This window comes from Arthrobacter caoxuetaonis, from assembly GCF_023921125.1.
Lineage (GTDB): Bacteria > Actinomycetota > Actinomycetes > Actinomycetales > Micrococcaceae > Arthrobacter_B > Arthrobacter_B caoxuetaonis.
Genome location: NZ_CP099466.1, coordinates 2,010,105 through 2,029,698 on the forward strand (window position 1 = coordinate 2,010,105; position 19,594 = coordinate 2,029,698).

The following is a 19,594-nucleotide window of genomic DNA, read 5'->3' on the forward strand; positions in this document are numbered from 1 at the left end:
GCCGTATATTCTGGGGCGATGACAGGCACAGGAGTATGACGTCCCTGCCCGCGGGGCAGCCACAGCAGCCAGCGCAGCCCGGCCAGCCGGGACTGCCGGGGCAACCGGGCCATCCTGGTCAGCCAGTGCACCCGGGACATCCGGCTGCTGAGCTGCCCGGCTTCGGCATGCCGCGGTCCGCCCGGCGCGGCAGCGCAGGAGTGCTCAACGTGCTGCTGCTCATTGCAGCGGCCGCCGTGGTGGCCGGCGTCGGAATGTTCCTGTTCGCAGCCCTGGGAAGCGAAGCCTTCCTGCTGTGCGGCATCCTGGCCCTCATCCCGCTGGGGATCTGCCTGCTGGGCCTGCACTGGATCGACCGCTGGGAGCCCGAACCACGCGGAGCACTGGTGTTCGCTTTCCTCTGGGGCGCAGGCGTTTCGGTGGCGATTACCCTGCTGCTGGGCAGCATGGTCAATGAGGTCCTCATGACGCTGCTCCCCCTGACGCCGGCGGACGTCGTCGCCACAGTGGTCCAGGCGCCCCTGGTGGAAGAAGTGGCCAAGGGGCTCGGGGTGCTGCTGCTTGTCTTTGTGCGCCGAAGCCACTTTGACGGCCCCCTGGACGGGATTGTCTACGCGGGAGTTATCGGAGCCGGCTTTGCCTTCATCGAAAACATCCTCTATTTCAGCGCCGCCCTGCTGGAGGCCGGCAGTATCGGGCTGCAGCTGGGATTCGTGTTTGTGCTGCGCGGTTTGTTCTCGCCTTTCGCCCACGTGCTTTTTACCGCTGCGATCGGCCTGGCCCTGGGAATCGCGGTCCGGAAGCCGGGTGGCGGACGGATAGCTGCGGGATTCACCGCCGGGCTTGCTGCCGCCGTGGCCGGCCACATGTTCTGGAACGGCGGCATGGCACTGGTCTATGACGATTTCTTCCTGTTCTACTTCCTGATGCAGGTCCCGCTCTTCGGCCTGGCCGTGGCAGGGGTTGCGTACCTCAGGAAGGCTGAGCAGCGCCTCACCAGGGAGCGGCTGAGTGAGTACTGTGCCGCCGGCTGGTTCACGCCGACGGAGGTCCAGATGCTCTCCACCGCGGACGGTCGCCGCCGGGCAGTGGGCTGGTCCGCCCAGTTCGGCGCCAGGGGACCCATGAGGGCGTTCATCCGGGAGGCGACCAATCTGGCACTGACCCGGCAACAGCTGGTCAACGGCCGGGACCCGAGGCGCAATGCGGCCCGCGAAGAACGGCTGCTGGAAGAACTGACCCGCACCCGCGAGTCACTTCTGCAGGCCGCCGTGTCCCGCCGGGAATAGCTGCCGCCGCCGAGCGGTTCAGGACAGCACAAAGCCCGGCAGGAGTAACCTGCCGGGCTTTGGAAAGCATCGCTGCGGCTTAGGCCAGCAGGGAGTCCTTCAGCTGGTGGAGCCTGCTCAGGAGTCCGTTGACGAATGCGGGCGACTCATCCGTGGAGAGCGCCTTGGCCAGTTCAACAGCCTCGCTGATAGCGACCTTGTCCGGGATCTCCTCGTTGTAGAGCAGTTCCCAGCTGCCGATGCGCAGGATGATGCGGTCTACTGCCGGCATCCGGTCCAGCGCCCAGCCCTGGGAATACGTACCCAGGAACTCGTCGATCTGTTCCTGCTTGGCGATCACACCCTCCACCAGGTCCATGGTGTAGGGATTGATGACCTGGTCCGTCTTTTCCCGGCGGGAACGGAGGGACTCAAGCGGAGACATGGATCGCTGTTCCGCTTCGAAGAGCACTTCCAGTGCCCTGGTTCTTGCTTTGGTGCGTGCACTCACTCGTTAACGCGTCCCAGGTAGTCGCCGGTGCGGGTGTCGACCTTGACCTTGGTTCCGGATTCCAGGAACAGCGGGACCTGGATCTCGTACCCGGTCTCAACGGTGGCGGGCTTGGTGCCGCCGGTCGAGCGGTCGCCCTGCAGGCCCGGCTCGGTGTACGTGATTTCGAGGACGACGGATGCCGGAAGCTCGATGTAGAGCGGAGCACCGTCGTGGAGGGCGATGGTCACCATCATGGACTCGAGCATGAAGTTGGCGTAGTCGCCCACGATCGAGCCGGGGACGGTGAGCTGGTCGAAGTCGGACGTGTCCATGAACACGTAGTCTTCGCCGTCCTTGTACAGGTACTGGTAGTCGCGGCGGTCAACCGTGGCAGTCTCGATCTTGATGCCGGCGTTGAACGTCTTGTCGACGACCTTGCCAGAACGCACGTTGCGCATCTTGGTACGGACAAACGCACCACCCTTGCCCGGCTTTACGTGCTGGAACTCGATGATGCTCCACAGGTTGCCTTCAAGCTTCAGCACTGTGCCGTTCTTGATGTCGTTGGTCGTAGCCACAGTTTCTCTTTCGTCGTTTCGCGTATCTGCGTGTCTGGTCCGTCGACCATTCTACCTGTTCAGGAAATGCCTACAGGCTGAGCCGGATGCCGCTCTCCGGCTCGGAGGCGATCTCCTGGTACGCGGCGAACAGCAGCGAGGTGTCCGGCACTTCCAGGATCGACGGTTTGCCCGGCCCGTCGAGGACCACGAAACGCAGCAGGTCGCCGCGGGACTTCTTGTCCCGGCGCATGCCGTCAAGCAGCGCGCTCCAGCGGTCCTTCCGGTACGTCACGGGCAGGCCCAGGGACGTGAGGATCTCCTTGTGCCGGTCGGCCGTGGCATCATCGAGCCGTCCGACCATCCGGCCAAGTTCCGCCGCGAAGACCATACCGACGGAAACAGCCGCACCGTGGCGCCACTGGTAGCGCTCAGCCAGTTCGATCGAGTGGCCCAGGGTGTGGCCGTAGTTCAGGAACTCCCGGCGTCCGGCTTCGCGCAGGTCACCGGAGACGATGTCGGCCTTGACCCGCACCGCGCGCTCCACCAGTTCACGGACGACGTCGGAGCTTCCGTCCGCGACCGCGTCCAGGTTGGATTCGATCAGGTCCAGGATGGCCGGATCGGCAATGAAGCCGCACTTGACCACTTCGGCCATGCCGGAGAGCAGTTCGTTCTTCGGGAGGGTCCCCAGTGCATCGAGGTCCACCAGCACGCCGGCCGGAGGATGGAACGCGCCAACGAGGTTCTTGCCTTCGGCAGTGTTGATTCCGGTCTTCCCGCCAACGGCGGCATCAACCATGCCGAGCAGGCTGGTGGGGATATGCACTACCTTGATCCCGCGCAGCCAGGTGGCTGCCACGAAGCCGGCGACATCGGTGACGGCGCCCCCGCCCACGGCCACAATCGCGTCGGAGCGGGTGAAATCGTTCTGCCCGAGCACCTGCCAGCAGAAGGAGGCAACCTGGATGTGCTTTCCCTCTTCGGCATCGGGAATTTCGGCGGTCAGGGCCGTAAGCCCTGCCTCTGCCAGTTCGTCCCGGACGGTGTCCCCCGTGGTGCGCAGGGCGCGCGGGTGAATGACCAGGACGCGGCGGACGCGCTCCCCCAGCATCCCCTGCAGCCGGCCCAGCAGGCCGTTGCCGATGACGACGTCGTAATTCTCGGCGGGCTTGTCGCCCGTCACCTGGATGACAGTGGGTTCTGCGGGCATTAGTGCTCTCCTTCGGCCAGGGCTGCGGTGATGCGTTCCACGACTTCCGCGACGGAAAGCCCCCTGCTGTCTATAACTATGTCTGCCAGCGATTCGTAGATGGGCCGGCGCACCTCTGCCAGCGCGGTCCAGCGTGCGGCCGGGTCCCCGGCCAGCAGCGGACGGTGCGCGGTACGGGAGATCCGGGGCAGGACTGTCGCCAGGTCAGTGTCCAGGAAGACAACGGTAGCCTGCGCCAGCAGTTTGGCAGTGCCGGAATCCAGCACTGCTCCCCCGCCCAGGGAAATCACGGACCGGACCGGGGAAGCCAGCGCACCGGCAACAGCGCGTGCCTCAGCCCGGCGGAAAAAGCTCTCGTCGTGCCGGGCGAAGATCTCGGGGATCGGTCCGTGTTCGGCGACGACCAGCTGGTCCGTGTCGACGTACGGCAGGCGGAGGCGGGCGGCGAGCTGGCGGCCGACCACGGATTTACCGGCCGCCATCAACCCGATCAGGACCAGATGCTGCTGCTCAGGCACCGCTGCCGGTACCGGTCGAGGCGAGCGAGGCCGGGATGTTCTCGAGGTAAGTGCGCAGGTTCCGGGCGGTTTCGGCCACGGAATCGCCGCCGAACTTTTCCGTCACGGCCTCAGCCAGGACCAGGGCAACCATGGCCTCGGCGACGACGCCGGCTGCGGGTACGGCGCAGACATCCGAACGCTGGTGGTGGGCGCGGGCCGGTTCGCCGGTGCTGACGTCCACGGTCTTCAGCGCCCGGGGCACGGTGGCAATCGGTTTCATTGCCGCACGCACGCGCAGCACCTCGCCGATGCTCATTCCGCCTTCGATGCCGCCTGCACGGTTACCCGAACGAATGACCCGGCCCTCTTCATCCTGGAGGATTTCGTCATGGGCGGCAGATCCCCGGCGCGAAGCAGTCAGGAAACCGTCGCCGACTTCCACTCCCTTAATGGCCTGGATGCCCATCAGGGCACCTGCCAGGCGGGCGTCCAGCCGGCGGTCCCAGTGCACGTAGCTTCCCAGTCCCGGCGGAAGGCCGTAGGCGAGGACTTCGACGACTCCGCCCAGGGTCTCGCCTTCCTTATGCGCGGCGTCGACCTCCGCGACCATCGCTTCGGAGACGGCCGCGTCAAAGCAGCGCATCGGATCAGCGTCCAGCGCCGCGACGTCGGCAGGAAGCGGCAGGGTAGAACCCTCCGGCGAGTTCACTGCGGCAATGCCCACCGTGTGGCTCACCAGCTCAATGCCGAGTTCCTTCAGGAAAGCCGAGGCGACGGCACCCAGCGCTACCCGCGCGGCGGTTTCGCGGGCGCTGGCGCGTTCCAGCACGGGCCGGGCTTCGTCAAAACCATACTTCTGCATGCCGGTGAAATCTGCGTGCCCCGGACGCGGCCGGGTCAGCGGGGCGTTGCGCGCCTGGTCAGCGAGGACCTCGGGATCCACCGGATCGGAAGCCATGATCTGCTCCCACTTGGGCCACTCGGTGTTGCCCACCTCAATGGCGATCGGGCCGCCCTGGGTCAGTCCGTGGCGCACACCGCCCAGGATGCGCACCTGGTCCTGCTCGAACTTCATCCGGGCGCCGCGGCCATAGCCAAGACGGCGCCGTGCCAGCGCTTCCTGGATCGACGGGGTGCTTACTTCGACGCCCGCGGGGACGCCCTCAATAATTCCGACCAGTGCAGGCCCATGGGACTCACCGGCGGTCAACCAACGCAACATGGATTCAATACTGCCACGTTCGGCAGGGGGCTTCAGCGCGGAGGCAGCCCCACTGCGTCACACATCACGTTTATGACGGCGGCCTCGTCGCGAAAGGCCGGACCGGTGAACAGGCGCACCTGTTCCACCGCCTGGTAAAGCAGCATTTCCAAGCCGGGCACGATCTTCCCGCCTGCGGACTCCCAGGCGGAGGCGATCCGGCTGGGCCAGGGGTCGTACGCAGCGTCCAGCAGGACAGCTCCGCCGCACTGCGCTCCGAGCGCCTGGAATTCGTCCGCCACTGCGTCCGCACCGCGGGGCGGCAGTGTGCAGATGACGACGTCGGCACCGGCACACGCCTGTGCCGCTTCGTCCCAGCCGTGCAGGTTGACGGTCACGCCAAGCCGGGATCCCACGTCCCGGACTGATGCGACGCCCGGGGCACTGCCCCGGTAGTTCCGGGCATAGACGTCCACAGCAGGGCTGTCCAGCTTGGCCAGCGCGGCGACTGCTGCACAGGCGGTTCCCCCGGCGCCCAGCACAACTGCGCGGGGCGCCTCCCGGGCACCGGCGTGCCGCAGCGCGTTAACCAGCCCGGCGACGTCGGTGTTCCACCCGGTGAGGACCGATCCCTCTGGAGTGGCCTCGAACGTTACGGTGTTGAGGACGCCGAGCGTCTCGGCCAACGGATCAAGCCTGTCTACCGCAGCAGCCATAACAGCCTTGAGCGGCATGGTGACGGACAGGCCGTTCCAGCCCGGTTCCCGCCGGACAGCGTCAGCGAACTCTGCCGCCGCCGATTCTTCGACGTCGATAGCCTCGTACGAGCAGTCGAATCCGAGGTACTGGTATGCGGCCCGGTGAAGCTGGGGCGAGCGGGAGTGCCCGATCGGATGCCCCAGGACCGCTGCCCTTAGGCGGGTGGACAATTTACTCGCACCTTCCGGCTTTCTGGGTGCCGCACCATTCCTGGTACTCGGCAACGTACTTGGCGTGTTCGGCGAGGGTGGAGGAGAACTTCGTCTCGCCGGAGTCCAGGTTGACCGTCACCCAGTAGAAGTAGGGCACGTCCGCCGGATTGGCCGCCGCGTCAATGGCCTCGACGCTCGGTGAGCCGATGGGTCCGACCGGCAGCCCGGGGTTCGCGTAGGTGTTGTACGGATTGGAAGTGTCTGCCTTCTCATCCGGCGTGAGGTTGTAGCTCTTCCGGTTCAGGCCGTAAGTCACTGTGGCATCGGACTGGATCAGGCCGTTGGTTTCCGTGTTGTCGCCGCGCAGCCGGTTCTCGATGGCTCCGGCCACCGTGGCGTAATCCGCTTCGCCGGCTTCGGCCTGGATGATGCTGGCCTTGGTGAGCACGTCGTACTGCTCGGCAGGATCCGTGACGCCCGATTCTTCCAGCGCAGTGAATGCGTTGGCCACCATCTCCTCGATGATCTCCGCGGCGGTCATGTCGACCGGGAAGCGGTACTCCCCCGGGAAAAGGTAGCCTTCCAGGCTCACGGCCTCGGCGGGAAGTCCGAAGTCCTGCGGGGACGCGGCAAGTGCCTCGAACTCCGCCAGCGGGATGCCGGTGGATTCGGTCAGTCTGTCGAAGGTTTCGTTCAACCGCAGATCCCGGTCGATCGCCGCGTAATGGACAGCGGTGCCGCCGTCTCCAAGCAGGGCCGTGACTGCTCCGGAGGAGGACATCTGGTAGCGCATCTCGTACGTACCGGGCTGGATCTCGCGCCCGTCCGATTCCTGCTGGAAGGTCTCGACGAACTTTTCACTCGAGGCCACGATGTCCTCGCTGACCAGGTTGTTGCCAATAATCAGGGGGCCGTCGCCCGGATGGACCACGAAGGAAACCGTTCCTTCGCCGGGGCCCGGGTAGTCCTTGGTTTCGTTCATCCCCAGCAGGTCGCGCAGGAACACGGTCAAGCCGAACACCACACCGGCGAAGACAGCGAGCACAACCGCCATGACCAGTGTGCGGCGCCGCCGCCGACGCTGTTTGTCTCGCGAAGGACGGCGGCTTCGGCGGCTGGCAGGCTCTTCGGCAAAGAAGTGCTGGACCGGCGCGGGCTCGTAGCCGGGATCGTGCTGGTCCTCCGGGTGATTCCCGTAGTCTTGTCCGCCGTCTTCCCAGCGTGCATCACTCTGGTGGGTGTCCTGGTGGTATCCGTCCGCAGTGCCGTAGTCCTGGCCGTCGGCAACATAGCCGTCGCCCTGTGTGCCGGCGCTCGGATCAGGTTCCGATTCGTGCCCGGAGGCACGGTGCCCGGGGTAGCTGTGACTCACGACGCAGAGTCGCTTTCGGGGCGGATGTCCTCGGAAATTGTTTGCTCCTCGTTCGGGGCCGGAGCATCAAGCTGCTCACTCCGGCCAGTGATGACGGGCACCCCCACATCGCGTCCTAGGGAACGCTGCATGTCAATGGCCTGCTGCAATATCCCAACAGCGGCCACTTGGTCTACCACTCTACGGTGATTCCTTGTCTCCAAGCCAGCTTCTCTCAGGGACCGGTGTGCGCTGACTGTGCTCAGCCGCTCGTCGATCAGCCGGACCGGGACGTCCAGGCCGGCACGCCCGAGTGCTTCAGCCAGGACCTTCGCATACTCCCGGGCCATCTGCGTCGATGCGGTTTCGGTCCCCCGCATGCTCTGCGGAAGTCCGACGAAAACCTGCACGGCCTCCTGCTCGGCTGCCTCACGGACAAGCACCCTGACGTCGCTGTTCTTCTTGGCATCACGTTTCAACGTGCGTACCGGAGTGGCCAGGACGCCGTCGGGATCGCACGAAGCGACCCCGACGCGCGCCAGGCCAACATCAACGCCGAGCTTTCTTCCGCGCGGATACGCTGACACGGTTTTCCGCTAGCTCCGGTTCGCCACCGCTGCGCGGATGGCAGTCAGTGCTTCGGACACCTTCGAAGCGTCGGTTCCGCCGCCCTGGGCGACGTCGTCCTTGCCGCCGCCGCCGCCGCCGAGAACGCCGGCAGCAGTCTTGACCAGGACGCCGGCCTTGACGCCTGCAGCGCGTGCTGCCTCGTTGGTGGCGACAATGACGACCGGGCGGCCGTTGGCTGCACCTGCGGCCGCGACCACTGCCGCCTCGCTGCCAAGCCTGCTGCGCAGGTCCAGTGCGAGGGTGCGGAGGTCGTCCGCTCCGGAGACCGTTCCGGCGTCGTGCACCAGCAGGCGGACTCCGTCAATATCGACGGCGGTGTTCACCAGCGCTGCGGCGGACGCAGCGAGCTGCTCGCGGCGCAGGCGCTCGAGTTCCTTCTCGACCTGCTTCAGCTTCGCCAGCGTGGCGGACACGCGTTCGGGCAGCTGGACCGAGGGGACCTTGAGCAGGTCGGAGAGCTCATTCACCAGTGCCCGCTCGGCGGCGAGGTGGCGGAAGGCGTCCATTCCCACGAAAGCTTCCACGCGGCGGTTGCCGGATCCCACGGACTGCTCACCCAGCAGGGTCAGGCTTCCAATCCGGGAGGTGGAGTCCACGTGGGTGCCGCCGCAAAGCTCACGCGACCAGTCGCCGTCGATCTCCACGACCCGGACCTCGTCGCCGTAGGCTTCACCGAAGAGCGCCATGGCGCCCAGTGCCTTGGCCTCGGCAAGGGACATGATCTTGGTCTCGACCTTGTGGTTGTTGCGGATGGCCAGGTTGGAAACCTCTTCAATTTCCGACTTGGCGGCCTCGGACAGGCCTTCGCCCCAGGAGAAGTCGAAACGCAGGTAGCCGGCCTTGTTGAAGGAGCCGCGCTGCAGCGCTTCCGGGCCGAGGATCTGGTGCAGTGCGGCGTGCACGATGTGCGTACCGGAGTGCGCCTGCTCAGCGGCGTGGCGCTGCTCGGCGTCGACAGCTGCCAGTGCCAGGGCGCCGGCGGAGACCTCACCCTCCCGGACGACTGCCTTGTGGACCGTCAGGCCCTTGACCGGACGCTGGACGTCAGACACTTCCAGGACGAAACCGTCACCCGTGATGAGTCCGACGTCGGCGGCCTGGCCGCCGGCCTCGGCGTAGAACGGTGTTTCATTCAGGACCAGCTGGATCTCAGTTCCCGGACCGGCGTGGGAAACGGACTCGCCGTTGGAGACGATTCCGCGCACGGCGGATTCGGTGGTGAGCTCGTTGTAACCGGTGAAGACCGTCTGGCCGGACTTCAGCAGCTCGTTGAAGACAGAGACGTCCGAGTGCCCGTGCTTCTTGCCGCGGGCATCAGCCTGGGCACGCTGGCGCTGTTCCTGCATGAGGGACCGGAATCCGGCCTCGTCCACCTTCAGGCCGGCTTCCTCGGCCATTTCCAGGGTGAGGTCGATCGGGAAGCCGTAGGTGTCGTGCAGGGCGAAGGCATCGGCGCCGGACAGCGGACGGCCGGCGGCCTTGGACTCCTGGACAGCGGCATCAAGGCGCTCGGTGCCCGAAGCGATGGTGCGCAGGAACGCCTTTTCCTCGGCGTAGGCAATGCGGGAGATCCGCGCGAAGTCGGTCTCGACCTCCGGGTAGGTGCCCTTCATGGCGTCGCGGGAGACAGGCAGCAGCTCCGGCAGCACGGCGGTTTCGACGCCCAGCAGGCGCATGGCCCGGACGGCACGGCGGATCAGGCGGCGGAGAACGTAGCCCCGGCCTTCGTTCGAGGGCGTGACGCCGTCGGAGATCAGCATCAGCGCCGAACGGACGTGGTCGGCGACAACGCGCATCTTCACGTCGTCGGAGTGGTGCGGATCTGCGGGGTCTTCGGCTGACGTGTAGGTCTTGCCCGAGAGCTCGGCGGCCTTGTCCAGCACGGGACGGACCTGATCGGTCTCGTACATGTTCTCGACACCCTGCAGGATCATGGCCAGGCGTTCCAGGCCGAGGCCCGTGTCGATGTTCTTCTGCGGCAGTTCCCCGGCCACATCGAAGTCGGTCTTGGACCGGACGGCGGAGAGCTGGTACTGCATGAAGACCAGGTTCCAGATCTCGATGTAGCGCGTTTCGTCGACCGCGGGGCCGCCTTCGAGGCCGTACGCCGGGCCGCGGTCATAGTAGATCTCGGAGCAGGGTCCGCCGGGGCCTGCCTGGCCGGTGTTCCAGTAGTTGTCAGCCTTGCCGGTGCCGATGATGCGCTCGTTGGGCACACCGACCTTGTCGCGCCAGATCGCACGCGCTTCATCGTCGCGCTCGTCGCCGTCTTCGTACACGGTGACCCAGAGGCGTTCGGGGTCCAGGCCGTAGCCGCCCTCTGCCACCGGGCTGGTCAGCAGCTCCCAGGCGAAGGTGATGGCGTCTTCCTTGAAGTAGTCGCCGAAGGAGAAGTTGCCGGCCATCTGGAAGAAGGTACCGTGGCGGGCAGTCTTGCCGACCTCTTCAATGTCAGCGGTCCGGATGCACTTCTGCACGCTGGTTGCGCGGTTGTACGGCGGGGTTTCCCGTGCCGTCAGGTACGGAATGAAGGGCACCATGCCCGCAACGGTGAACAGCAGCGACGGGTCGTTGGTGACGAGCGACGCGGAGGGAACGACCGTGTGGCCCTTCCTGCTGAAGAAATCCAGCCAGCGGCGTGCGATCTCGTGGGACTTCATGGTGTTTCTTACCCTTCTGGTAAATCATTCCGCGCAGGGCAGCTGCGCGGTGAGAGAAAGTCAGCGGCGGGCCGAGGACATCGTGTCGGCGACCGTGTCCGCGGTGTCCAGGCCCAGGGCGGAGCGGAGCTCGCCCTCGCGCTGGGTCATGGCGTCGCGGAAGGCATCGGTGAAATCGTGCAGGGCGTCGGCAGCAGTGCCGACGGCGCGGTTGAGTCCGGCAGGCCCAAGGGTGGCCTTCGCTTCGGAGACTCGGCGGACGGCAATAACGCCAATGGTGATGCCGATCGACATCCAAAAGACGCGCTTAATCATGGTCTGCTCCTGTTATGGACTGCATGTCTGTGGGACTAGCGGCTGCGGCGGCCGCGGCCTGCGGGCCGGCGGGAAGTCAGTGCTGTCCGCACGCCGTAGGTGAAGGCGGAGACCTTGATCAGCGGCGAGCCAACCGTGGCGGCGACAAGCGAGGTCAGTGCCGAAATGTTGGCTGAGGCGTCGGAAACGTTGGAGGAGATCCCGTCGACCTTTGCCAGCTGGAGGTTCGTGGTGGAGACCGTGGTCGTCACTTCGTCGATCAGCGGGGTGGTCTCGTCGCTCAAGGTCTTGATCGATCCGCGAAGCTCGTCGAACACCTTCCCAAGCTTGAGGATGGGGACGGCCAGCAGCGCAACCAGCACGGCAAAAACCCCGGCTGCGATCAGACCGGCTATATCTCCACCTGACATGGTTCTCCTTGGGTTGTTTTCGAAGAGTTTCCGCTATGTACCTTACCCATTGACGGGGCCGGACACTTACTTGGCGGCGGCGCGTTCCCCACCCGGCCGGTGCGCGGACACGGCCGGGAAACGAAACAGCCCGCGGCGCAAAGGCCGCGGGCTGTTCCAGTTTCGCCTTGGCTCCCGCAGGCGGGAGCGCAGTCGAATTAGCGTGCGTAGTATTCCACCACGAGCTGCTCTTCGCAGGTCACGGGGATTTCCGAGCGCTTCGGGCGGCGAACCAGGCGAGCCTGCAGCTTGTCCAGGGAGACATCCAGGTAACCCGGAACAGCGGGCAGGACGTCGCGGTGGGCGCCGGCAGCGGCAACCTGGAACGGCGTCATGGTCTCGCTGCGCTGGTGCACATGGATGAGCTGGCCTTCGGACACGCGGAACGACGGGCGGTCCACGCGGGCGCCGTCAACCATGATGTGGCGGTGCACAACAAGCTGGCGGGCCTGGGCGATCGTCCGGGCGAAGCCGGCACGCAGCACGAGGGCGTCAAGACGCATCTCGAGAAGCTCGATCAGGTTTTCACCGGTCAGACCGGCGGTGCGGCGGGCTTCCTCGAAGACACGGGTCATCTGTGCTTCGCGGATGCCGTACTGTGCGCGCAGGCGCTGCTTTTCGCGCAGGCGGACTGCGTAGTCGCTGTCCTGCTTGCGGCGGGCGCGGCCGTGCTCACCCGGGGGGTAAGGCCGGCGCTCGAAGTACTTTGCTGCCTTGGGGGTCAAAGCAATGCCGAGGGCGCGCGAAGCGCGGGCCTGACGGCGTGCACGTGTGTTGTTAGCCACGTTCACCTTTCACTGTTTGGCGGTTTTGCCGTGTGCCGCCGGGTTGCCCCGCCGTACACGGCTAATACGTAGTCACTGGCCTCCATTAGGGAGAGCTCCGGCCAACCGCTGCCTTCTGCTGCAACGCAGCTGCCGGGACACAGATCCACCATGCTCCGGAGGGTATCCGGCGTCGTGGTGGGGAGTTCCGGCGTTGCGCTTGCCAGTCAACCATCAATCCTAGCACGCAGGCGCCTGTACCCGGAGCCTGCTGCTGCGGCGGTACGCCACGGAAACGTCCGGCCTACTTGCCGCGGATGATCCCGCGCAGCCGCTCCAGCCGGGCAGAGATGTCCCGCTCCGCACCGTTGGCTGTGGGCTGGTAGTAGTCCTTGCCCACCAGATCGTCGGGAGCGTACTGCTGGGTGGCCACGCCGTGCGGCTGGTCATGCGAATAGATGTAGCCCTTGCCGTGCCCGAGCTGCTTGGCCCCGGGATAGTGGGCGTCGCGAAGGTGCGGCGGAACGCCCGTGCCGTAGCCGGCCCGCACGTCCGCCGTCGCGGCGCCGATGGCTTTGTAGGACGCATTGGACTTCGGCGCCGTGGCAATGTGCACCACCGCCTCGGCAAGGATCAGCCGGCCCTCAGGCATGCCGATCATCTGCACCGCCTGGGCGGCGGCTACGGCGGTCTGCAGCGCGGTCGGGTCCGCCATGCCCACGTCTTCGGCAGCCGAGATCATGAGCCGCCGGGAGATGAACCGCGGGTCCTCCCCCGCTTCGAGCATCTTGGCCAGGTAGTGCAGGGCGGCGTCGACGTCGGAGCCCCGCAGCGACTTAATGAAGGCACTGGTGACGTCGTAGTGCTGGTCCCCCGCGCGGTCATAGCGCAGGGCCGCGACGTCCAGGGCCTGTTCGGCATGCTCAAGGAGGACGGCAGGAACCTCCACGTCCGGATCACGTTCGGAATAGGCGACGCCGGCTGCGGCTTCCAGCGCGGTCAGCCCGCGCCGGGCGTCCCCGGCCGCGAGGCGGACCAGGTGCTCGAGTGCTTCGTCGCTGAGCTCCACCCGGCCGGCGAGGCCGCGTTCATCCTTGACGGCGCGGACCAGCAGGCCCGCGATGTCTTCTTCGGTGAGCGGCTTGAGCGTCAGGAGCAGTGACCGGGAGAGCAGCGGGGAAACAACGGAGAAGGACGGGTTCTCCGTGGTCGCCGCGATCAGGACCACCCAGCGGTTCTCCACCCCGGGCAGCAGCGCATCCTGCTGTGCCTTGTTGAAGCGGTGGATCTCGTCGAGGAAGAGCACGGTTGTGACGCCGTGCAGGTCCCTGGATGTCAGGGCCTCATCCATGACCCGGCGGACGTCCTTCACGCCGGAGGTGATTGCCGAGAGCTCCACGAATTTGCGGCCCGGGCCGCGGGCGACCACGTGGGCAAGTGTGGTCTTGCCGGTTCCCGGAGGGCCCCAGAGCATGACCGAGGACGGGCCCGCCGGTCCGCCCTGCGGCGCTTCGGCAAGGGTCCGCAGCGGTGATCCAGGGGTGAGCAGGTGCTGCTGGCCCACCACCTCATCCAGGCTGCGGGGGCGCATGCGTACCGCCAGGGGGCTGCGCGGGCGCTGCCGGGCCCCGTCGTCGTCCCGTTCCCCGGCCGCGTCGCCGCCGTCCCCGGGGTCCTGGTCCTCATCGCTGCTGAACAAGTCATTCACGCTTCAAGGCTACCGCCCCGCCGAGAGGCCACTTACGGCTCTTTTCAGCGCTGAAACGAGCCGTAACTGGCCTCTCGCGGGTCAGAGCGTGACGGAACCGTCGATGCAGGTGACCGACTCGCCGCCGATCCAGATCCGGCCCTCCCGGGTGAACACCCGCACCAGGCCGGAACGGTGGACGGCTGTGCCCTGGGTGACGGTGTAGCGTTCTTCGGCGATGCCCTGGCCGATCAGCCATTGGGCCAGGCCTGCGTTGAGGCTGCCCGTGACCGGGTCCTCCGAGACACCCAGGCCGGGCGCGAAGGCACGTACCTCGAAGTCCGTCTCCGCCGATTCGGGCTGCGGGCCTATAACCCCCACCCGGAGGCCGCCAATCGCTGCATGGTCCGGCGTCAGCGACAGCACCGTTTCGGCGTCAGGGAGCAGCAGTCCCAGCCAGCCCGGACCGTTGTCCACCCACTGGTGGCCCTTGACCTGGTCCGGCCGCAGGCCCAGGGCGGCTGTGACCCTGGCCAGAATGTCCTCTTCCACGGGTCCGGTGCGGATCAGGCGGGGCGCCGCGAACGCAGCGAGGCCGGCATTGACGCGCAGGGGAACCAGGCCGATTCCACATTCCTGGACCACGAGGCCCGGTTTCATCGGGGTGTTTCCCGCTTCCGTCCAGGCGTGGCAGGTGCCCAGCGTAGGGTGCCCGGCAAACGGTATCTCCCCTCCGGGCGTGAAGATCCGGACCCGGTAGTCAGCCTCGTCCTGGATGGCCGGGAGCACGAAGGTCGTCTCCGACAGATTCGTCCAGCGGGCAAACTGCTGCATCTGCTCGTCGTCGAGGCCCTCCCCGTCCAGCACTACGGCAAGCGGGTTGCCCTGGTACGGCTTGTTGCCGAAGACGTCTACCTGTTTGAACCAGCGTTGTCTCATGCGGACACTGTAATGGCTGGCCGGGGCGGCACCGTTCCCATTCCCGTGTCCGTTGCTGGCTAGGATCGGCGCGGAAGCGATCGGGATCCTGGTCGCGGCCGAACTCCTTGTGTCGGTTGCCGCCCGTCCGGCAGCGGGCTGGCTGGCGGATAAGCGCCCGAGGACCGTCACCGCGGCGTCCGGCGCCCTGCTCTATGCCGTGAGCTGTCTCGGCTACACGCTGGCCGGTTCCTTGTCCGTTGCCTTCGGCGCAGCGATCCTCGGCGGTGTGGGCGGGGCCCTCTTCTGGGTGTCCATCCGCGCCCTTGCCGCAGAGTTCCCGGACCGTGACTCAGGTTCCATGGCTGGCCTGCTCTCTTCCGAAGCGTTTGGTCGTGCTGCTTTGCGCTCCGCGCAGGCGTCCGACGTCGCCGGAAGATGATCCCGGGCCGGTCCAGGACGCGCCGCCGCGCTCTGGGTACTCACCAGCGTTTCCTGGGCACTGCTGCTGCCGATGTACGGGGAAGTCGCCGCGGAACTGAACCCGCGCCGCCTCGGCCGGGCGATGAGCATCCTAGGAAACGCGGGCCTGCTCGGCGCGGCCATTGGTTCGCTGCTGGCGGGCTTCGTCTACGCCGGGGGCTCCTGGCTGGCAGCCTGCCTGGTCTTCGCTGCAGTTCTGCTGGCTGGAGGTGTGCTGGGACCGTTGGCGCTGGCGAAGATGGGCGTCCGGGACCGTCCCGGTTCGGCCGCGGCGGACACATCCCTGGAGCTGCTGCCGGAATAGCGCGCGCCCTAAGACAGCCCGTTACGAACTGTTGCGGCGTGTGTACGCCTCACAGCGCGGGTTTGCGCGCGGGATACCGCGCCCCTAGATTGGTAGCCAGAATCAAGAGTTCCAGCCAGAGGCCCTGGCCGGCTGGACGGCAACCCTCTCGCCGTAGCGGGGTGCTCCAGGTGACGATTCGGCCGTTCCGGTGGATCTCCCGGTCCGGCAAGTACAGCGCCGCATCCGGCTCCTTGCCGCAGGCTGCGCGTCAGGCAGAGGAATCTTCATGGCACTCGAAACCGATCTCCAGCCAAATGCACTGCGCCAGGCCTTTGGGCGCTTCCCGTCCGGAATCGCAGCACTCTGCGCCGAAGTTGACGGCGCCCCGCAGGGAATCGTGGCCTCCTCCTTTACTGTCGGGGTCTCCATGGATCCGCCCCTGGTGATGTTCGCCGTGCAGAACACCTCCCGTACCTGGCCGGTACTGCGTTCGGCGGGCCGGATCGGAGTCTCCGTCCTGGGTTCCGGGCACGACGGCGTCTGCCGCCAGATCGCTTCCCGCGACGGCGACCGCTTTGCCGGACTCGATCTGCACAACGCCGGTTCCGGCGCCCTGTTCCTCGACGAGGCAGCGCTCTGGTTGGAGACATCGGTGGAGAATGAGGTCCCGGCCGGGGACCACGCCGTCGTCCTGCTTCGGGTTCACGGCTATTCCGCCCACGGGGATGCCTATGAGCCGCTGGTCTTCCACGGTTCGGCGTTCCGCAATCTGGCTGTCCCTGCCTTCGCCTGACCAGCCTCAAACTCACAGAACTCATATAGACTCATCGAGCCCGCGCAAACTCACAAAGCACACAGCGACTCACAGGAGTCTGTCCGCATGGAAAACCCGTTCCGACCTTCCGCCGGGGCCACTCCCCCGCAAATCCTGGGACGGGAGGGCGTGCTGGATGAGTTCCAGTACGGACTCCGTTTGGGGTCCGGCGCCCCCGGCCTGCTGACGATCTTTACCGGTGCACGGGGCATCGGCAAGACCGTCATGCTCGGCGCCGCACATGACCTGGCCCGCGAAAGCGGCTGGGCTGTCATCTCCGAGACCGCCACGCCGGGATTCGTCGGCCGCATTGGCGAATCGATGCGCCGCCTGGCCGAGGAACTGGGGGACGGGCCCAAGACCCGCCGCATCACCGCCCTCGCAGCTGCCGGTTTCAGCATTACGACCCAGCTGCCGCCCGAACGGCAGGTCGCGTGGCGCGGTGTCGGGGAGGAACTGTTGACCCTCCTGGACGAACACCGCACCGGCCTCATCATCAGCGTGGACGAGATCCACGCCGCTGACCGAAGCGAGCTCGCGCAGCTTGCCGCCAGCGTGCAGCATTTCATCCAGGCCCGGCTGCCGATCGGACTGGTCTTCGCGGGGCTGCCAGCGGCAGTTTCGGATCTGCTGAACGAGGGCGTGGCGACGTTCCTGCGTCGGGCCGACAAGATCGACCTGCATGCCGCTGCTGTGCGGGAGGTTGAAGAGTCCTTTGCTTCGACCTTTGCCGGCGCCGACTTCCAGATCAGCCCCGATCTGGTGAGCCGTGCCGCACAGGCGACCGGCGGCTATCCGTTCCTGATCCAGCTGGTGGGCTACTTCCTCTGGCGGGAGGCGGAGACGCAGGCCGGCCACCTCGGAACGGATGCCGTCCAGCGGGCCATAGACGCAGCCCACCGGCGCAACGCGCGCACCGTCATTGAGGCAGCCCTGGCGACGGCGTCGGCCAAGGACCGGGAATTTCTCTCAGCCATGGCGGTGGATGACGGCCCGTCCCTGGCCGGCGACATCGGCCGCCGCCTTGGCGCGAAAACCAACCTGGTGGCCAACTACCGGTCCCGGCTGCTGGCAGCCGGACTTATCGAGTCCACCGGACACGGCAAAGTGGACTTCGCCATCCCGGGCCTGCGGCAGCACCTGCGCCGTCAGGCGGGCATGAGCGCTCCACCCGCCGAACCCTAAAAAGCACAGACGCTTAAAGCACAGAGCCCGGCCGCCTAAGTGGCGGCCGGGCCCTTATGCAGGCTGGGTCGGGCTAGGAAGCGGGAGCCTCGGCCGGCTTGTCCTGCTTCTTCTCCGGCTTGAAGTCGACGCCGGCTTCCTTGCGCTGCTGGGCACTGATCGGCGCCGGAGCGGAGGTCAGCGGATCGTAGCCGCCGCCGGACTTCGGGAAGGCGATGACGTCGCGGATCGAGTCGGCGCCGGCCAGCAGGGCCACCACACGGTCCCAGCCGAAGGCGATGCCGCCGTGCGGCGGAGCGCCGTACTTGAAGCCTTCGAGCAGGAAGCCGAACTGCTCCTGGGCGGTCTCCTCGGAGATGCCCATGACCTTGAACACGCGTTCCTGCACATCGCGCTGGTGGATACGGATGGAACCGCCGCCGATCTCATTGCCGTTGCAGACAATGTCGTAGGCGTAGGCCAGGGCCGAGCCGGGATCCGTATCGAAGGTGTCCATGAACTCGGGCTTCGGGGAGGTGAAGGCGTGGTGCACCGCAGTCCACTCGCCTTCGCCTGCGGCGACGTCACCGGCGGCAACGGCCGCGGCGGCGGGCTCGAACATCGGGGCGTCAACGATCCAGACGAAAGCCCAGTCCTTCGGATCGATGAGGCCGGTGCGGTGGCCGATTTCAACACGGGCAGCGCCAAGCAGGGCCCGCGCCGAGGACGCGTCGCCGGCGGCGAAGAAGATGCAGTCGCCGGGCTTGGCGCCGACCTTCTCTGCCAGGTTTTCGCGCTCGAAGTCGGTGAGGTTCTTGGCGACCGGTCCGGTGAGGGTTCCGTCTTCCTGAACCAGGACGTAGGCCAGGCCCTTGGCACCGCGCTGCTTGGCCCATTCCTGCCAGGCATCGAGGGTGCGGCGGGCCTGCGAGGCACCGCCGGGCATGACCACGGCGCCGACGTAGGGTGCCTGGAAGACGCGGAAGGTGGTGTCCTTGAAGAACTCGGTGAGCTCGGTCAGTTCCAGGCCGAAGCGCAGGTCCGGCTTGTCCGAACCGTAGCGGGCCATGGCGTCGGCGTAGGTCATCCGGGCGATCGGGGTCTGGATCTCGACGCCGATCAGCTTCCAGAGTGCCTTCACGATCTGCTCGCCGAGGGCAATGATGTCATTCTCTTCGACGAAGCTCGCTTCGATATCCAGCTGGGTGAACTCCGGCTGGCGGTCGGCGCGGAAGTCCTCGTCGCGGTAGCAGCGGGCAATCTGGTAGTACTTCTCGAAGCCGCCTACCTGCAGGAGCTGCTTGAACAGCTGCGGGGACTGCGGCAGCGCGTACCAGGAACCGGGTGCCAGGCGCGCAGGCACCACGAAGTCGCGGGCGCCTTCCGGGGTGGAACGGGTCAGGGTGGGGGTTTCGATTTCGACGAAGCCCTCGCCGTGCAGCAGTTCGCGGGCTACGCGGTTGGCCTCGGAGCGCAGGCGCATCGCGGCGGCCGGGGCCGGGCGGCGCAGGTCAAGGTACCGGTGGCGCAGGCGTGCCTCTTCGCCGACCTCCACGTGCTCGTCGATCTGGAACGGCAGCGGATCGGAGGTGTTCAGGATGACGACGTCGTCGGCAATGACCTCCACCTCGCCGGTGGCCAGGGCAGGGTTCTCGTTGCCTTCGGGGCGGCGCTCGACCTTGCCGGTGATCTGCAGGACGTACTCATTGCGCAGGCCGTGGAAGACGTCCTCTTCACGGACAACAACCTGGGCGACACCGGAGGCATCACGCAGGTCGAGGAAGGCCACGCCTCCGTGGTCCCGGCGGCGGGCTACCCAGCCGGCCAGGGTGACGGTCTGTCCAATATGCTCGGCCCTCAGGGAACCAAGGGCATGTGTGCGCAGCACAGCAGTCCTTTCAACTTCGATTGGTTGCGGAAACCACCTGTT

19 protein-coding genes, 1 pseudogene and 1 riboswitch are annotated in these 19,594 nt (G+C 66.6%); of the genes and pseudogenes, 5 read left to right on the forward strand and 15 right to left on the reverse strand.

The features are described from left to right. The first annotated feature begins 125 nt into the window (after window positions 1-125). A complete protein-coding gene (locus NF551_RS09160) occupies window positions 126-1,289 on the forward strand; it encodes a PrsW family intramembrane metalloprotease (protein WP_227895731.1) in 1,164 nt (387 codons plus the stop codon). A gap of 79 nt (window positions 1,290-1,368) precedes the next feature. Here the strand turns inward: NF551_RS09160 and nusB are convergent, their stop codons facing one another. The 14 genes from nusB to NF551_RS09230 form a co-directional block, all read right to left on the reverse strand. Then, the gene (gene nusB, locus NF551_RS09165) at window positions 1,369-1,779 is read right to left on the reverse strand and encodes a transcription antitermination factor NusB (RefSeq protein WP_227895730.1); all 411 of its coding nucleotides are present in this window, start codon (window positions 1,777-1,779) and stop codon (window positions 1,369-1,371) included. Then, window positions 1,776-2,339, reverse strand: coding sequence for an elongation factor P (gene efp, locus NF551_RS09170; protein ID WP_227895729.1), 564 nt, complete (start codon window positions 2,337-2,339; stop codon window positions 1,776-1,778). The genes nusB and efp overlap by 4 nt, the downstream gene beginning before the upstream one ends. A gap of 70 nt (window positions 2,340-2,409) precedes the next feature. Further along, window positions 2,410-3,531 carry a 3-dehydroquinate synthase gene (gene aroB / locus NF551_RS09175; RefSeq protein ID WP_227895728.1) on the reverse strand — a complete coding sequence of 374 codons (1,122 nt, stop codon included), beginning with the start codon at window positions 3,529-3,531 and terminating at the stop codon, window positions 2,410-2,412. After that, window positions 3,531-4,049, reverse strand: a complete 519-nt coding sequence (locus NF551_RS09180) for a shikimate kinase (RefSeq protein ID WP_227895727.1) — start codon at window positions 4,047-4,049, stop codon at window positions 3,531-3,533. Before NF551_RS09180 ends, aroB begins: the two co-directional genes overlap by 1 nt. Then, window positions 4,042-5,253 (reverse strand): chorismate synthase, encoded by a 1,212-nt coding sequence (aroC, locus tag NF551_RS09185; protein ID WP_227895726.1) that lies wholly within the window; start codon window positions 5,251-5,253, stop codon window positions 4,042-4,044. Before aroC ends, NF551_RS09180 begins: the two co-directional genes overlap by 8 nt. Before the next feature lie 32 nt (window positions 5,254-5,285). Continuing rightward, on the reverse strand, window positions 5,286-6,161 hold the full coding sequence (locus NF551_RS09190) for a shikimate dehydrogenase (protein ID WP_227895725.1): 876 nt from the start codon (window positions 6,159-6,161) through the stop codon (window positions 5,286-5,288). A 1-nt stretch (window position 6,162) separates the two neighbouring features. Continuing rightward, window positions 6,163-7,515 carry an endolytic transglycosylase MltG gene (gene mltG, locus NF551_RS09195; RefSeq protein WP_227895724.1) on the reverse strand — a complete coding sequence of 451 codons (1,353 nt, stop codon included), beginning with the start codon at window positions 7,513-7,515 and terminating at the stop codon, window positions 6,163-6,165. Further along, window positions 7,512-8,081 carry a Holliday junction resolvase RuvX gene (gene ruvX, locus NF551_RS09200; RefSeq protein WP_227895723.1) on the reverse strand — a complete coding sequence of 190 codons (570 nt, stop codon included), beginning with the start codon at window positions 8,079-8,081 and terminating at the stop codon, window positions 7,512-7,514. The genes mltG and ruvX overlap by 4 nt, the downstream gene beginning before the upstream one ends. Before the next feature lie 9 nt (window positions 8,082-8,090). Then, the gene (gene alaS / locus NF551_RS09205) at window positions 8,091-10,784 is read right to left on the reverse strand and encodes an alanine--tRNA ligase (RefSeq protein ID WP_227895722.1); all 2,694 of its coding nucleotides are present in this window, start codon (window positions 10,782-10,784) and stop codon (window positions 8,091-8,093) included. A gap of 60 nt (window positions 10,785-10,844) precedes the next feature. Continuing rightward, window positions 10,845-11,099 (reverse strand): hypothetical protein, encoded by a 255-nt coding sequence (locus NF551_RS09210; protein WP_227895721.1) that lies wholly within the window; start codon window positions 11,097-11,099, stop codon window positions 10,845-10,847. A gap of 35 nt (window positions 11,100-11,134) precedes the next feature. Further along, window positions 11,135-11,509, reverse strand: coding sequence for a DUF948 domain-containing protein (locus tag NF551_RS09215; protein WP_227895720.1), 375 nt, complete (start codon window positions 11,507-11,509; stop codon window positions 11,135-11,137). A gap of 197 nt (window positions 11,510-11,706) precedes the next feature. Beyond that, window positions 11,707-12,333 carry a 30S ribosomal protein S4 gene (rpsD, locus tag NF551_RS09220; protein WP_152227785.1) on the reverse strand — a complete coding sequence of 209 codons (627 nt, stop codon included), beginning with the start codon at window positions 12,331-12,333 and terminating at the stop codon, window positions 11,707-11,709. Between the two features lie 283 nt (window positions 12,334-12,616). Next, window positions 12,617-14,020, reverse strand: coding sequence for a replication-associated recombination protein A (locus NF551_RS09225; protein WP_227895719.1), 1,404 nt, complete (start codon window positions 14,018-14,020; stop codon window positions 12,617-12,619). Between the two features lie 81 nt (window positions 14,021-14,101). Beyond that, on the reverse strand, window positions 14,102-14,938 hold the full coding sequence (locus tag NF551_RS09230) for a PhzF family phenazine biosynthesis protein (protein ID WP_227895718.1): 837 nt from the start codon (window positions 14,936-14,938) through the stop codon (window positions 14,102-14,104). Between the two features lie 52 nt (window positions 14,939-14,990). Here NF551_RS09230 and NF551_RS09235 point away from each other — a divergent pair, with 52 nt between their 5' ends. From NF551_RS09235 to NF551_RS09250, 4 genes and pseudogenes are all read left to right on the forward strand, one after another. Continuing rightward, a complete protein-coding gene (locus NF551_RS09235) occupies window positions 14,991-15,359 on the forward strand; it encodes an MFS transporter (protein ID WP_227895717.1) in 369 nt (122 codons plus the stop codon). A gap of 39 nt (window positions 15,360-15,398) precedes the next feature. Further along, window positions 15,399-15,704: pseudogene (locus NF551_RS09240) on the forward strand (MFS transporter); the annotation flags it as partial. Between the two features lie 100 nt (window positions 15,705-15,804). After that, window positions 15,805-15,924: riboswitch (SAM riboswitch) on the forward strand. A gap of 48 nt (window positions 15,925-15,972) precedes the next feature. Then, window positions 15,973-16,479 carry a flavin reductase family protein gene (locus NF551_RS09245; protein WP_227895715.1) on the forward strand — a complete coding sequence of 169 codons (507 nt, stop codon included), beginning with the start codon at window positions 15,973-15,975 and terminating at the stop codon, window positions 16,477-16,479. A gap of 87 nt (window positions 16,480-16,566) precedes the next feature. Beyond that, a complete protein-coding gene (locus tag NF551_RS09250; RefSeq protein ID WP_227895714.1) occupies window positions 16,567-17,685 on the forward strand; it encodes an ATP-binding protein in 1,119 nt (372 codons plus the stop codon). Between the two features lie 73 nt (window positions 17,686-17,758). Here the strand turns inward: NF551_RS09250 and aspS are convergent, their stop codons facing one another. Then, on the reverse strand, window positions 17,759-19,552 hold the full coding sequence (gene aspS / locus NF551_RS09255; RefSeq protein WP_227895713.1) for an aspartate--tRNA ligase: 1,794 nt from the start codon (window positions 19,550-19,552) through the stop codon (window positions 17,759-17,761). Window positions 19,553-19,594 lie beyond the last annotated feature (42 nt).